The organism is Streptomyces griseomycini (genome assembly GCF_014203535.1).
In the GTDB taxonomy this organism is placed as follows: Bacteria; Actinomycetota; Actinomycetes; order Streptomycetales; family Streptomycetaceae; genus Streptomyces; species Streptomyces griseomycini.
In genome coordinates, this window is sequence record NZ_JACHJI010000002.1 from 578,618 (window position 1) to 591,599 (window position 12,982).

Genomic DNA, 12,982 nt, shown 5'->3' on the forward strand with positions numbered 1-12,982 from the left:
ACCGTCATGCCTGCCGAGACCGTTCCCGTCACGGGATGGGGCCGCACCGCTCCCACCGCCGCCCGGCTGATCCGCCCGCGGACGTACGAGGAGGCCGCCCGGGCCGTGCGGGACTGCGGGGCGCGCGGGGGCATCGCGCGGGGCCTGGGCCGGGCGTACGGGGACGCGGCGCAGAACGCGGGCGGTGCGGTGCTCGACATGACGGGCCTGGACCGGATCCACGCGATCGACGCCGACGGCGGCACCGTGCTGTGCGACGCGGGCGTCTCCCTGCACCGGCTGATGGAGGTGCTGCTGCCGCTCGGCTGGTTCGTGCCGGTGACGCCGGGCACGCGCTACGTGACCGTCGGCGGGGCGATCGGCGCCGACATCCACGGCAAGAACCACCACGTCTCCGGCTCCTTCTCCCGGCACGTGCTGTCCCTGGAGCTGCTCACCGCCGACGGGCGGGTCCGCACGGTCGTGCCGGGCACGCCGCTGTTCGACGCGACCGCGGGCGGCATGGGCCTGACCGGGGTGATCCTGACCGCGACGATCCGGCTCCAGCCGGTCGAGACCTCGCTGATGTCGGTGGACACCGAGCGCGCGGGCGACCTCGACGACCTGATGGCCCGCCTGGCCGCCACCGACCACCGCTACCGCTACTCGGTGGCCTGGATCGACCTGCTGGCCCGCGGCGCGGCCACCGGCCGCGCGGTGCTCACGCGCGGCGACCACGCGCCCCTGGACGCGCTGCCCGGGGGCACGCGCGCGCGGCGGGAGCCGCTGTCCTTCCGCACCTCCCGGCTCCCGGCCGCCCCGTCCTTCGTCCCCGAGGGCCTGCTCAGCCGCACCACCGTGGGACTGTTCAACGAGCTCTGGTACCGCAAGGCGCCCCGCGCGCGGACGGGCCGGCTCCAGCGGATCTCCACGTTCTTCCACCCCCTGGACGGCGTGCCCCACTGGAACCGCGTGTACGGCCGGGGCGGCTTCGTGCAGTACCAGTTCGTCGTCGGCCACGGCCGGGAGGACGTCCTGCGCCGGATCGTGCGCCGGATCTCGCAGCGCCGCTGCCCGTCCTTCCTGGCCGTCCTCAAGCGCTTCGGCGAGGCCGACCCCGGCTGGCTGTCCTTCCCCGTGCCGGGCTGGACCCTGGCCCTGGACGTCCCGGCGTCCCTGCCCGGCCTCGGCGTCCTCCTCGACGAACTCGACGAGGAGGTCGCCTCGGCCGGCGGACGCGTCTACCTCGCCAAGGACTCCCGGCTGCGCCCGGAGCTGCTCGCGGCCATGTACCCGCGCCTGGACGACTTCCGCGCGCTGCGCGCCGAACTGGACCCGCGCGGGGTGTTCACCTCCGACCTGGCCCGCCGGCTCCACCTCTGAAACCGCCCTCCCCGTCCATGAGATCCAGGAGCCGCCGTGAAGGACGCCTTCGGCCTCCCCCAGTCCCTGCTCGTCCTCGGCGGCACGTCCGAGATCGCGCTGGCCACCGCGCGCCGGCTGATCGCCCGCCGCACCCGCACGGTGTGGCTGGCCGGCCGCCCGTCGCCCGCCCTGGAGAAGGCCGCCGGGCACCTGCGCGGGCTCGGGGCCGACGCGCACACCGTCGCCTTCGACGCGCTCGAGCCCGCCTCGCACGAGGCCGTGCTCGGCAAGGTCTTCGCCGAGGGCGACGTCGACCTGGTGCTGCTCGCCTTCGGCACCCTCGGCGACCAGGCCCGCGACGAACGGGAGCCGGAGTCCGCGGTGCGGGTCGCGCAGACCAACTACACCGGCGCCGTCTCGTCGGGACTGGTGTGCGCCCGCGCGCTCCAGTCCCAGGGCCACGGCTCCCTGGTCGTGCTGTCCTCCGTCGCGGGCGAGCGGGCCCGCCGCGCGAACTTCATCTACGGCTCCAGCAAGGCCGGCCTGGACGCCTTCGCGCAGGGCCTGGGCGACGCGCTCCACGGCACGGGCGTGCACGTCATGGTCGTACGCCCCGGCTTCGTCCGCACGCGGATGACCGCCGGGCTGCCCGAGGCGCCGCTCGCCACCACCCCGGAGGCGGTCGCGGCGGCCGTCGAGCTGGGGCTGCGGCGCCGCTCGGAGACGGTGTGGGTGCCGGGCGCGCTGCGCGTGGTGATGTCGGCGCTGCGGCATCTGCCGCGGGGGGTGTTCCGGCGGCTGCCGGTCTGAGGCGCGACGGCGCCCGGCGCGGGTCCGGCGGGGGCCCTGCGAAGGCCCGGCGCGGGTCCGCGTTCAGCGGGCGGAGACGGATCCCCGGTCCACGTGTCCGGCCTGCGGCGGCACCACGGCGGAGCCGAAGGGGAACTCCCGCAGCTTGCGCCAGACCCCGTCGGCGCCCTGCTCGTAGAGCGCGAAGCCGGTGCAGGACCACTCGGCCTCGTAGCCGGCGAGGTCCTCGAAGGCCCGGTCCAGGGCCGCTTCCTCGATGCCGTGCGCCACGGTGACGTGCGGGTGGTACGGGAACTGCAGCTCGCGGGCCACGGGGCCGGAGGCGTCGCGGACCTGCTTCTGCAGCCAGGTGCAGGCCTCGGCGCCCTCGACGATCCGGACGAACACCACCGGCGACAGCGGCCGGAAGGTGCCGGTGCCCGACAGCCGCATGGGGAAGGGCCGCCCGGCCGCGGCGACCTCGCTCAGGTGCGCCTCGACGGCCGGCAGGTCGGCGTCGTCGACCTCCGTCGGCGGCAGCAGGGTGACGTGCGTGGGGATGCCGTGCGCCGCGGCGTCACCGAAGCCCGCGCGCAGCTGCTGAAGCCGGCTGCCGTGAGGCTCCGGGACCGCGATCGACACACCGATCGTTACGGTCCCCACGTCGTCTCCTGTCGTTGTGGTGGTGAAGCGCGGTGGTGGAGCGTGGTGCTGCGGCTCCGGTGAGCGCCGGGTGACCGCCGAAGCGGTCACCCGGTTATCGACTGTACGGCCACGACCCGGATGCGGGCAGGCGCAACCGGAGTGATGTGCAGCGCTGTGCGGTGGTACGGACCCGCGCCGTGGGCCGGTCCGGTGCGCCGGTTCAGTGCTTGGCGGGCAGGAAGCCCACCCGGTCGTACGCCTGGGCGAGGGTCTCGGCGGCGACGGCGCGCGCCTTCTCCGCGCCCTTGGCCAGGATCGAGTCGAGCGTCTCGGGGTCGTCCAGGTACTGCTGGGTGCGCTCCTTGAACGGGGTCACGAACTCGACCATGATCTCGGCGAGGTCCGTCTTGAGCGCGCCGTAGCCCTTGCCGGCGTACCTCTCCTCCAGTTCGAGGACACCCGCCCCGGTGAGGGTCGAGTAGATCGTGAGGAGGTTGCTCACACCGGGCTTGTTCTCGGTGTCGTAGCGGATCACGGTGTCGGTGTCGGTGACCGCGCTCTTGACCTTCTTCGCCGTGGTCTTCGGCTCGTCGAGGAGGTTGATGAGGCCCTTCGGCGTGGACGCCGACTTGCTCATCTTGACCGTCGGGTCCTGGAGGTCGTAGATCTTCGCCGTCTCCTTGAGGATGTACGCCTTCGGGAGGGTGAAGGTCCGGCCGAACCGGCCGTTGAAGCGCTCGGCGAGATCGCGGGTGAGCTCGATGTGCTGGCGCTGGTCCTCGCCGACCGGCACCTCGTTGGCCTGGTACAGCAGGATGTCGGCGACCTGGAGGACCGGGTACGTGAACAGGCCGACGGAGGCGCGGTCCGCGCCGTGCCGGGCCGCCTTGTCCTTGAACTGGGTCATGCGGGAGGCCTCGCCGAAGCCGGTGAGGCAGTTCATGACCCAGCCGAGCTGGGCGTGCTCGGGGACGTGGCTCTGGACGAAGAGCGTGCAGCGGTCCGGGTCGAGTCCGGCGGCCAGCAGCTGGGCGACGGCGAGCCGGGTGTTGGCGCGCAGCTCCTTCGGGTCCTGCGGGACCGTGATCGCGTGCAGGTCGACGACCATGTAGAACGCGTCGTGGGTCTCCTGCAGGGCCACCCACTGGCGGACGGCGCCGAGGTAGTTGCCGAGGTGGAACGAGCCTGCGGTGGGCTGGATTCCGGAGAGCACGCGGGGTCGATCAGAGGCCATGCCCCCCATTCTCTCAGGTCCCGCGGGCCGGTCGGGAACGGACCGGAAACAGGTGGGAACCGGTCCGTCCCCGGCGGTGTAACAAGAGTGTGAGGACGCGGGAGGGGGGCCGCATCGTCGAGGAGGCCGCGGTGATCGCACGCGTACGCGCCGGGGAGCCGGAGGCGTACGCGGAGCTGGTGCGGGCCCATACGGGCATCGCGCTCAGGGCGGCCGCCGCGCTCGGGGCGGGTGCGGACGCGGAGGACGTGGTGCAGCAGGCGTTCGTGAAGGCGTACTGCGCGCTGGGCCGGTTCCGGGACGGCATGGCGTTCCGGCCGTGGCTGCTGTCGATCGTGGCCAACGAGACGAGGAACACCGTGCGGGCGGCGGCCCGCCGGCACACCCTCGCCGACCGCGAGGCGGCGTTCGTGGAGGCGGAGCCGGTGATACCGGAGTCGGCGGACCCGGCGGTCGCGACGCTCGAGACGGAGCGCCGCAGAGCGCTGGTGGCCGCCCTGGGGAAACTGAGCGAGGAGCACCGTCTGGTCGTCACCTACCGCTATCTGCTGGAGATGGACGAGCGGGAGACCGCCCAGGCCCTGGGCTGGCCCCGGGGCACGGTGAAGTCGCGGCTGAACCGCGCCCTGCGCAAGCTGGAGCGCCTGCTGCCGGACTTCCGGCCCCGGGAAGGGGGTGGGCGAGCGTGAGCGGGGCGTACGGCGGTGAGGGCGCCGGTGGCGCGGAGCACCGGCGCCCGGAGGCCGCCCGGCTGCGGGAGGAGCTGCTGGCGCTCGGGCGGTCCCTGGACGGGCCGGACGGGGCGGCCGACTCCGAGTCGATGGTCGAGCGAGTGCTGGGGCGGATACTCGCCGAGCAGGTGCCGGTCCCGGTGGCCGAGCCGCCGGGCGCCGGGGCGCGGCTGCGGGCGGTGCGGAGCTGGGCGCGGGCGCGGTGGCGGTCCCTGGTCGCGGGGTTGTGCGGGCTGCTGACGGTGCTCGTGCTGACGCCCCCGGTGCGGGCGGCGGTGACCGACTGGTTCGGCTTCGGCGGGGTCGAGGTGCGCCACGACCCGTCGGCGGTGCCCTCGCCGGGCGCGGAGGTGCCGGGCTGCGGCCGGTCGGTGTCGCTCGGCGAGGCGGAGCGGCGGGCCGGGTTCGCGCCCCTGGTGCCGCGGGCGCTGGGCACCCCGGAAGCGGTGGCGGTGAGCGGGCTGCCGCGGGGGCGGTCCCTGGTGACCCTGTGCTGGCGGGAGGAGGGGCGCACGATCCGGCTGGACCAGTTCCCGGCCCGCCTGGACATCACCTTCGTGAAGAGCGTGCGCGAGCAGCCGGAGTGGCTGTCGCCGGGCGGGGAGGACGACGGGGGCGGCGCTCCGGACCCGGCCCTGTGGTTCCCCCGGCCGCATCTGCTGAGCTTCTGGCTGGTGGACGCGGACGGTCACCGGTTCACCCGGGAGGAGCGCACGGCGGGGCCGACGCTGCTGTGGACTCATGCGGGGGCGGCCGGTGGGGGGCCCGCGGAGGGGGTGACGCTGCGGCTGGAGGGGACGGCGTCGAAGGCGCGGGCGCTGGAGATCGCGGAGGCCGTCGGGGGGGCGGGCGGGTAGCGGGCCGCGGGTGCGCAGAGGTCGCGGAAACGGGGTGGGGCGGACCGGGAACCCCGGCGGGCCGGGCGGTGTACCAGAAGTGACAGGCGGCTCGTGGGCGGGCCGCACGGGGATCGACCGGCCGAGTGGGGGTCCGGATGCGCGGGTGGACGGGCAGAGTTCGACGACTGACGGCGGGGGTGGGCGCGGCGGCGGCTGCGCTGGCCCTGCTGGTGTGGGGGGCCTCGCCCGCCTCCGCGGGAGGGCCGACGAGCGTGCTGGTGGTCTCGCCGGGGAGTGAGGAGACCGCCTCGCTGTACTACTCCGACGAGGAGTACGGCGAGCTCGAGCGGCTGCTCGGTCCGCCCGGCAGGGGCACCCGGGAGAAGCCGCCGGAGGCCGACCTGGCCTCGGTCCGGTTGATCAACGTCTCGTGGATGCTGCACGACGTGACGCCCTGGCGGGTGGACCGGGTCTTCCTCGGGGGCATGGGCGAGGAGGTGTGGATACACACGGCGGCGAGGCTCACGGAATCGGCGAACGGCCACTGGCACCGCGCCGAGTACCCCTCGGATGTCCACAAGTTCCTGTTCGAGCTGGGCGTCATGGGCGAGACGACGGGCACGGGGTCGGTCTCCGGGGTCTACCCGGCACCGTGGGGGACGGAGCAGGCCGGCCCCGGGACGGACCAGGAGGCGGCTGCGGCGGCCTCCGAGTCCCGCGCCGCGACGGCGACGGGCGACGGAACCGGCTGGTGGTGGGCGATACCGGGGGTGGTGGCCGGAGCGGCGCTGGCCCTGGTGCTGCGCCCGTATGTGACGCGGTGGCCTCTGACCCGTCGGCGGAAGGACGACCCGGGACCGAGGCAGGAGCTGCTGGACGCCTGACGACGGCACACGGCGGCCCGGCACCTGACCGGACCGCCGTGGGACGCGTCGAGGAGGGACCCCTCAGCCGAGGTCGATCTCCGGGTAGAGCGGGAAGCCGGACACGAGGTCGGTGGCGCGGCGGGAGATCTCGTCGGCGATCTTCGCGTCGAGGACGTGAGCGGCCTTGGAGGGGGCGCCGGACTTGGTGGTGCCGGGCTCCGCGGTGGTGAGGACGCGGTCGATGAGGCCGGCGACCTCGTCCATCTCGGCGGTGCCCAGGCCGCGCGTGGTCAGCGCGGGGGTGCCGATGCGGATGCCGGAGGTGTACCAGGCACCGTTGGGGTCGGCCGGGATGGCGTTGCGGTTGGTGACGATGCCCGACTCGAGCAGGGCGGCCTCGGCCTGGCGGCCGGTGAGGCCGTAGGAGGTGGCGACGTCGATCAGGTTGAGGTGGTTGTCGGTGCCGCCGGTGACCAGGGTGGCGCCGCGGCGCATCAGGCCCTCGGCGAGGGCGCGGGAGTTGTCGACGATGCGCTGGGCGTAGTCCTGGAAGGCGGGCTGGCGGGCCTCGGCCAGGGCGACGGCCTTGGCGGCCATGACGTGCGGGAGCGGGCCGCCGAGGACCATCGGGCAGCCGCGGTCCACCTGGTCCTTGAGGGAGTCGTCGCACAGGACCATGCCGCCGCGCGGGCCGCGCAGCGACTTGTGGGTGGTGGTGGTGACGATCTGGGCGTGCGGGACCGGGTCGAAGTCGCCGGTGAGGACCTTGCCGGCGACCAGGCCCGCGAAGTGGGCCATGTCGACCATGAGCGTGGCACCGACCTCGTCGGCGATCTCGCGCATGATCCGGAAGTTCACGAGGCGGGGGTAGGCGGAGTAGCCGGCGACGATGATCAGCGGCTTGAACTCGCGGGCGGAGGCACGCAGGGCCTCGTAGTCGATCAGGCCGGTGGCCGGGTCGGTGCCGTAGGAGCGCTGGTCGAACATCTTGCCGGAGATGTTCGGGCGGAAGCCGTGGGTGAGGTGACCGCCGGCGTCCAGGGACATGCCGAGCATGCGCTGGTTGCCGAAGGCCCGGCGCAGTTCGGCCCAGTCGGCCTCGGAGAGGTCGTTGACCTGGCGGACACCGGCCTTCTCCAGGGCGGGGAGCTCGACGCGCTGGGCGAGGACGGCCCAGAACGCGACGAGGTTGGCGTCGATGCCGGAGTGCGGCTGGACGTAGGCGTGGCGGGCGCCGAACAGTTCCTTGGCGTGTTCGGCGGCGAGCGACTCGACGGTGTCGACGTTGCGGCATCCGGCGTAGAAGCGGCGGCCGACGGTGCCCTCGGCGTACTTGTCGCTGAACCAGTTGCCCATCGCCAGGAGGGTGGCCGGGGAGGCGTAGTTCTCGGAGGCGATCAGCTTGAGCATCTCGCGCTGGTCGGCGACCTCCTGGCCGATGGCGTCGGCGACGCGCGGCTCGACGGCGCGGATCACGTCGAGGGCGGCGCGGTAGGCGGTGGAAGCGGTGGAGAGGGGCTCGGCTGACATGAGGGACCTCCGGACGGGGCGTCGGCTTTCACGGTACGGCCCAGGCGCACGGCACTCGTCCCGGATCCGCGGGATCCGGGGGCCGCTCCCCGATGGTCGGTCCCATCCCAGCGCGCCAGTCACGGCCCGCCGGCCAGCCTACCGGGAGTGCCCGGGCTCGGTCGGTGCCGTCCACCATGTGGGTCGCCCGGCCCGTCCCGGCACCTACAGGATCACGTGCGGCAGGAAGCGGGCGTACTCGTCGGTGACCAGGCCGGAGGACTCGCGGATGCCGAGGCCGGCGGACTCGTTCTCGACCACCCAGGCACCCAGGACGACGTGGTTGCCGTCGAAGACGGGCAGGGGGGCGAGTCGCTGGTAGCAGCAGGGCTCGTCGCGGACGACGGGCGCGGCGCCGGGCTGGTGGACGGTCACGCCAGCGCCCTCGCGGCCGAGCAGGGGCTTGGCGACGTAGCCGGTGGTGCCGGCCAGGTCGCGCGGGCCGTCGACGTAGGCGGGGAGGAGGTTGGGGTGGTCCGGGTAGAGCTCCCAGAGGATCGCCAGCAGGGCCTTGTTGCTGAGCAGCATCTTCCAGGCGGGTTCGATCCACAGGGTGGAGCCGGTGCCACCGCCGTTGTCGAGGGTGTCGAGGACGTGCCCGGCGAAGCGGTCGGTGGTGAGCCATTCCCAGGGGTAGAGCTTGAAGATGCCGCGGATGAACCGCAGCTTGTTGTCGACGAAGCGGCCGGAGAGGCGGTCCCAGCCGATCTCCTCCATGGAGATCCAGTCGGTGTCGAGACCGGCCTGCTCGGCGGTCTCCTTGAGGTAGGCGACGGTCATGACGTCCTCGCCGAGTTCGTCGGCGGAGGAGTGGGCGAAGTACAGGGGGCTGCCCGGCGGGAGGAGGGCGGCCTGCTTCTTCCAGGCGTCGACGAGGCGTTCGTGCAGGGAGTTCCACTGGTCGGCGCCGGGGAAGCGCTCCTCCATCCAGAACCACTGGGGCGAGGCGGCCTCCACGAGGGAGGTCGGGGTGTCGGCGTTGTACTCCAGGAGTTTGGCGGGGCCGGTGCCGTCGTAGTGGAGGTCGAAACGGCCGTAGACGGAGGGGAGTTCGGCGCGCCGGTGCCAGGCCTCGGCGACCGCGCGGACGACGCGCGGGTCGGTGATGCCCAGGTCGGCGAAGCGGTCGGCGGTGACGATGTGGTCGGCGGCCGCGAGGCACATGCGGTGCAGTTCCTCGACGACCTCCTCCAGTGCCTCGACCTCCTCCAGGCTGAAGACGTAGTAGGCGCTCTCGTCCCAGTAGGGGCGCAGGGAGCCGTCGGGGTAGCGGGTGAGGGGGTAGATGAGCCCCTGCTCCTCGACGGTCTGCTGCCAGCCGGGGCGGGGGTCGATGGTGCGGCGTTCCACGGCGGTGTCCTTCGGTCGGAGGGCTGCTCAGCCGCCGCCGCTGCCGGAGGCCGAGCAGCCGAAGCCGCCCCGGTCCACGGCCTCGCTGCGGCTGAAGGTGCCGTGGTCGGCGTAGCCGTTGCTGACGTCCGCGTCGTAGTACCAGTCGTCGTCGCCGGTGCTCTTCTTGCAGTTCTTGTCGGCGACGACCCGGTAGCCGTTGATGTAGTCGTAGCTGTCCCGGTCCACGCAGCGCCGGTCCGGGTCCGATCCGCACGCCGACAGGGCCGTCGCGAGCACCCCCATGCCGCCGAGCACCACCGTGCTGGACCGCAGCCGCCGCCGTGTCTGAGCCATGCCCTTCACTCCCCCTCGTACCGTTGGTGCCCGCTGCCGGACGTCTGCTCCCCGGCTCGCGGCGGACAGCCTAGGGACCGGCCGGACGGCTCGTGCAGGGGCCCCCTGCCCACGGGTCTCCCCCCGCCGTCGTTCGGCGGCGTTTGACCCCGGGTGCACCTTTGGTCCGGCGGCCGGTCAGGGCAGTGCCCGGCACAGCGCCTCCAGGGTGCCCGCCCAGGCGTGGTCCGGTGGGGTCGCGTAGCCGACGACCAGGGCGTCCTCTGCGGTGGTCGCGGCGGCGGGGTGGCGGTAGCGGGAGAGGCCGTGCACGGCGAGGCCCTGCCAGGTGGCCGCGCGGACCACCGACGGCTCGGTGCCCGGCGGGAGCCGGAGGACCGCGTGCAGTCCCGCCGCGATGCCGGTGACCCGTACGTCGGGTGCCCGGGTGGCGAGCGCCGCGACCAGGGCGTCGCGGCGGCGCCGGTAGCGCAGGCGGGCGGCGCGGACGTGGCGGTCGTAGGCGCCGGAGGTGAGGAACTCGGCGAGGGTGAGCTGTTCGAGGACGCCGACGGACCGGCCGCCGCCGTGCGCGACGGCGGCCTGCACCAGCGACGGCGGGAGGACCATCCAGCCGAGGCGCAGCCCGGGGGCGAGGGACTTGCTGGCCGTGCCGAGGTACACCACGTGGTCGGGGTCGAGGTCCTGGAGCGCGCCGACGGCCTGGCGGTCGTAGCGGAACTCGCCGTCGTAGTCGTCCTCCAGGATCAGTCCGCCGGTGCGGCGCGCCCAGTCGACCGCCGCGGCGCGCCGCTCGGGGACCAGGGCGCCGCCCAGCGGGAACTGGTGCGCCGGGTTGAGCAGCACCGCGTCGGCGTCACCGGCGTCCTGGGTGCGCGTACCGAGGTCGTCGGAGGGGAGCGGGACGGTGCGCAGTCCGGTGCGTTCGACCAGGTCCCAGTGGACGTCCAGGCCGTAGGACTCCACGGCCAGCGTGCGGGCGCCGCGGGCGCGCAGGACCGCGCAGAGCAGGTGGAGGCCGTGGGCGAAACCGGAGCAGACGACGAGGCGTTCGGGGTCGGCGCGCACGCCCCGCACGCGCGCCAGGTAGCCCGCGAGCGCCGTGCGCAGTTCGGGCCGGCCGCGCGGGTCGCCGTAGCCGAGGGCGTCGTTGGGGGCGGCGGCCAGAGCGCGGCGGGTGGCCTTGAGCCATGCGGCGCGGGGGAAGGAGGCGAGGTCGGGGGTGCCGGGGACGAGGTCGTAGGGAAGCCGGCCGGGGGCCCGGCGCGGGGAGGCGGGGCGGGCCGGCGGCCGGGGCACCGCGCGGTCGGCGACCCGGGTGCCGGAGCCCTGCCGTGCGGTGAGCCAGCCCTCGGCGACCAGGTCGGCGTAGGCGTCGGCGACGGTGTTGCGGGCGATGCCCAGGTCGCCGGCGAGGGAGCGGGAGGAGGGGAGCCGGGTCCCCGGGGCGAGCCGGCCGGTGCGGACGGCCTCGCGCAGGGCGTCGGTCAGGCCGCGGCGCAGACCCGGACCGGTCGGTTCGAGATGCAGGTCGATGCCCAGAGTGGCCCAGCGTTCCGCCATGGAAATGGACCATACCCCCGGGCTGCTTCGCCCCTAGGGTCGAGGCATGACGACGACGACCACAGAGACGGCCGCGGTGTACGCCGCCGCGCCCACCCCGCGTCTGGACTGGGCCGGGCTCGCCCCCGACGTCTACAAGGCGATGATCAGGCTCGACACGGCGGCCCGGAAGGGACTCGACCCGACGCTCTACGAACTGGTGAAGATCCGCGCCTCCCAGGTCAACCACTGCGCCTTCTGCATCGACATGCACACCAAGGACGCGCTCGCGGCGGGCGAGAGCGTCGAGCGGATCGTCCAGCTCAGCGCCTGGGAGGAGTCGCCGCACTTCTACACGGAGAAGGAGCTCGCGGCGCTGGAGCTGACGGAGGCGGTGACGGTCCTCACCGACGGCTTCGTGCCGGACGAGGTGTACGGGAAGGCCGCCGAGCACTTCGAGGAGGCCGAGCTCGCTCAGCTGCTCGCCGCGATCACCGTGATCAACGCGTGGAACCGGTTCGGGGTGACCTGCCGCATGACCGCCGGCCACTACCAGCCGGGGCAGCACGCATGACGGCACGGACGACCCGTCTCGACGACGGGGTCCGCTCCGCCCTCCAGACGTTGAGCGCCGTCGCCAAGAAGGGTTTCGGCGACCCCGCGCTCGCCGAGCTGGTCCAGATCCGCGCCTCGCAGCTCAACCACTGCGCGTTCTGCCTGGACATGCATCTGGAGATCGCCCGCAAGCAGGGGGTGAGCGAGAGGCAGCTCGATCTGCTGGCCGCCTGGGAGGAGGCCGGGGACGTCTTCGACGAGCGGGAGCGGGCCGCGCTGGCGCTGACGGAGGCGGTGACGGTGCTGACGGAGGGGTTCGTGCCGGACGAGGTGTACGAGCGGGCCGCCCGGCACTTCGACGGCACCGAGCTCGCCCATCTCATCGCGCTGATCACCGTCATCAACGGCTGGAACCGGCTGATGGTCGGCCGGAGGATTCCCCCGGGGAGCATCGAGTGGTGAGCAGGGCCGACACCTTCCGCGCGCTGCACCACCGCCGCGCGCCGGGGGATCCCCTGGTCCTGCCCGGCCCGTGGGACGCGGCGAGCGCCCGGGCGTGCGTCGAGGCCGGTTTCCCGGCGCTCGCGACGCCCAGCGCCGGGGTGGCGGCCTCGCTCGGGTACGAGGACGGCGAGACGCCCGCCGACGAGATGTTCGCGGCGGTCGCGCGGATCGTCCGGGCGGTGGACGTGCCGGTGTCGGCGGACCTCGAGGGAGGGTACGGGCTCGCGCCGCGGGAACTGGTGGAGCGGCTGCTGGAGACGGGCGCCGTGGGCTGCAACCTCGAGGACTCCGCGGACGGTGTCCTCAAGGACCCGCACGAGCACGCCGCGTGGCTGGCCGAGGTGCGGGCCGCCGCGGGCGACCGGCTCTTCGTCAACGCCCGCGTGGACACCTTCGTCCGCGGGGTCACCGACCCCGACCAGGCAGTCCTCCGGGCGAGGCTGTACGTCGCGGCCGGTGCCGACTGCGTGTACCCGATCGGCGCCCCGGCGGACGTGCTGCCGCTGCTGCGGGCCGGGATCGAGGGGCCCGTCAACGTGTTCGCGCGGCTGGACGGCGAGGGCCCCTCGCCCACCGCTCTCGGTGAACTCGGGGCCACCCGCGTCACGTTCGGGCCGGGTCTGCAGCGCCGTGCCGTGCGGGCGCTGCGCGACATCGCGGCCGGCCTGGCGAAGTGAG

General features: G+C 74.0%; 14 protein-coding genes. 8 read left to right on the forward strand and 6 right to left on the reverse strand.

From position 1 onward, the window contains the following. Positions 1 to 6: 6 nt before the first annotated feature. Both dprE1 and dprE2 read left to right on the forward strand, forming a co-directional pair. Positions 7 to 1,362, forward strand: coding sequence for a decaprenylphosphoryl-beta-D-ribose oxidase (dprE1, locus tag FHS37_RS07180; RefSeq protein ID WP_184818224.1), 1,356 nt, complete (start codon positions 7 to 9; stop codon positions 1,360 to 1,362). Between the two features lie 36 nt (positions 1,363 to 1,398). Next, a complete protein-coding gene (gene dprE2 / locus FHS37_RS07185; RefSeq protein WP_184818226.1) occupies positions 1,399 to 2,154 on the forward strand; it encodes a decaprenylphospho-beta-D-erythro-pentofuranosid-2-ulose 2-reductase in 756 nt (251 codons plus the stop codon). A 63-nt stretch (positions 2,155 to 2,217) separates the two neighbouring features. On the opposite strand, the gene FHS37_RS07190 is transcribed toward dprE2, so the two are convergent. Together FHS37_RS07190 and trpS are read right to left on the reverse strand one after the other, a co-directional pair. Then, on the reverse strand, positions 2,218 to 2,796 hold the full coding sequence (locus tag FHS37_RS07190) for a 2'-5' RNA ligase family protein (protein WP_184818228.1): 579 nt from the start codon (positions 2,794 to 2,796) through the stop codon (positions 2,218 to 2,220). A 202-nt stretch (positions 2,797 to 2,998) separates the two neighbouring features. Continuing rightward, positions 2,999 to 4,012 (reverse strand): tryptophan--tRNA ligase, encoded by a 1,014-nt coding sequence (trpS, locus tag FHS37_RS07195; RefSeq protein WP_184818230.1) that lies wholly within the window; start codon positions 4,010 to 4,012, stop codon positions 2,999 to 3,001. 131 nt (positions 4,013 to 4,143) lie between these two features. On the opposite strand from trpS, the gene FHS37_RS07200 reads away from it, so the two are divergent. From FHS37_RS07200 to FHS37_RS07210, 3 genes are all read left to right on the forward strand, one after another. Then, positions 4,144 to 4,701 (forward strand): RNA polymerase sigma factor, encoded by a 558-nt coding sequence (locus tag FHS37_RS07200; protein ID WP_184818231.1) that lies wholly within the window; start codon positions 4,144 to 4,146, stop codon positions 4,699 to 4,701. Then, entirely contained in the window at positions 4,698 to 5,600 is a 903-nt protein-coding gene (locus FHS37_RS07205) for a hypothetical protein (RefSeq protein ID WP_184818233.1), read from the forward strand. Before FHS37_RS07200 ends, FHS37_RS07205 begins: the two co-directional genes overlap by 4 nt. A gap of 179 nt (positions 5,601 to 5,779) precedes the next feature. Next, positions 5,780 to 6,466 (forward strand): hypothetical protein, encoded by a 687-nt coding sequence (locus FHS37_RS07210; RefSeq protein WP_311136962.1) that lies wholly within the window; start codon positions 5,780 to 5,782, stop codon positions 6,464 to 6,466. Between the two features lie 63 nt (positions 6,467 to 6,529). On the opposite strand, the gene FHS37_RS07215 is transcribed toward FHS37_RS07210, so the two are convergent. From FHS37_RS07215 to pdxR, 4 genes are all read right to left on the reverse strand, one after another. Beyond that, on the reverse strand, positions 6,530 to 7,978 hold the full coding sequence (locus tag FHS37_RS07215; protein ID WP_184818235.1) for a glycine hydroxymethyltransferase: 1,449 nt from the start codon (positions 7,976 to 7,978) through the stop codon (positions 6,530 to 6,532). 204 nt (positions 7,979 to 8,182) lie between these two features. After that, complete coding sequence (locus FHS37_RS07220) at positions 8,183 to 9,367, reverse strand: glutathionylspermidine synthase family protein (protein ID WP_184818237.1); 1,185 nt, start codon at positions 9,365 to 9,367, stop codon at positions 8,183 to 8,185. A gap of 27 nt (positions 9,368 to 9,394) precedes the next feature. Further along, the gene (locus FHS37_RS07225) at positions 9,395 to 9,703 is read right to left on the reverse strand and encodes a hypothetical protein (RefSeq protein ID WP_184818239.1); all 309 of its coding nucleotides are present in this window, start codon (positions 9,701 to 9,703) and stop codon (positions 9,395 to 9,397) included. Positions 9,704 to 9,880: 177 nt separating this feature from the next. After that, positions 9,881 to 11,266 carry a MocR-like pyridoxine biosynthesis transcription factor PdxR gene (gene pdxR, locus FHS37_RS07230; protein WP_184818241.1) on the reverse strand — a complete coding sequence of 462 codons (1,386 nt, stop codon included), beginning with the start codon at positions 11,264 to 11,266 and terminating at the stop codon, positions 9,881 to 9,883. Between the two features lie 46 nt (positions 11,267 to 11,312). Here pdxR and FHS37_RS07235 point away from each other — a divergent pair, with 46 nt between their 5' ends. Genes FHS37_RS07235 through FHS37_RS07245 form a run of 3 tightly spaced genes read left to right on the forward strand, consistent with a single transcriptional unit; the run spans position 11,313 to position 12,981 of the window. Further along, a complete protein-coding gene (locus FHS37_RS07235) occupies positions 11,313 to 11,819 on the forward strand; it encodes a carboxymuconolactone decarboxylase family protein (protein ID WP_184818243.1) in 507 nt (168 codons plus the stop codon). Next, entirely contained in the window at positions 11,816 to 12,262 is a 447-nt protein-coding gene (locus FHS37_RS07240) for a carboxymuconolactone decarboxylase family protein (protein WP_184818245.1), read from the forward strand. The genes FHS37_RS07235 and FHS37_RS07240 overlap by 4 nt, the downstream gene beginning before the upstream one ends. Beyond that, on the forward strand, positions 12,259 to 12,981 hold the full coding sequence (locus FHS37_RS07245; RefSeq protein WP_184818247.1) for an isocitrate lyase/PEP mutase family protein: 723 nt from the start codon (positions 12,259 to 12,261) through the stop codon (positions 12,979 to 12,981). The genes FHS37_RS07240 and FHS37_RS07245 overlap by 4 nt, the downstream gene beginning before the upstream one ends. The last annotated feature ends 1 nt before the right edge of the window (position 12,982 follow it).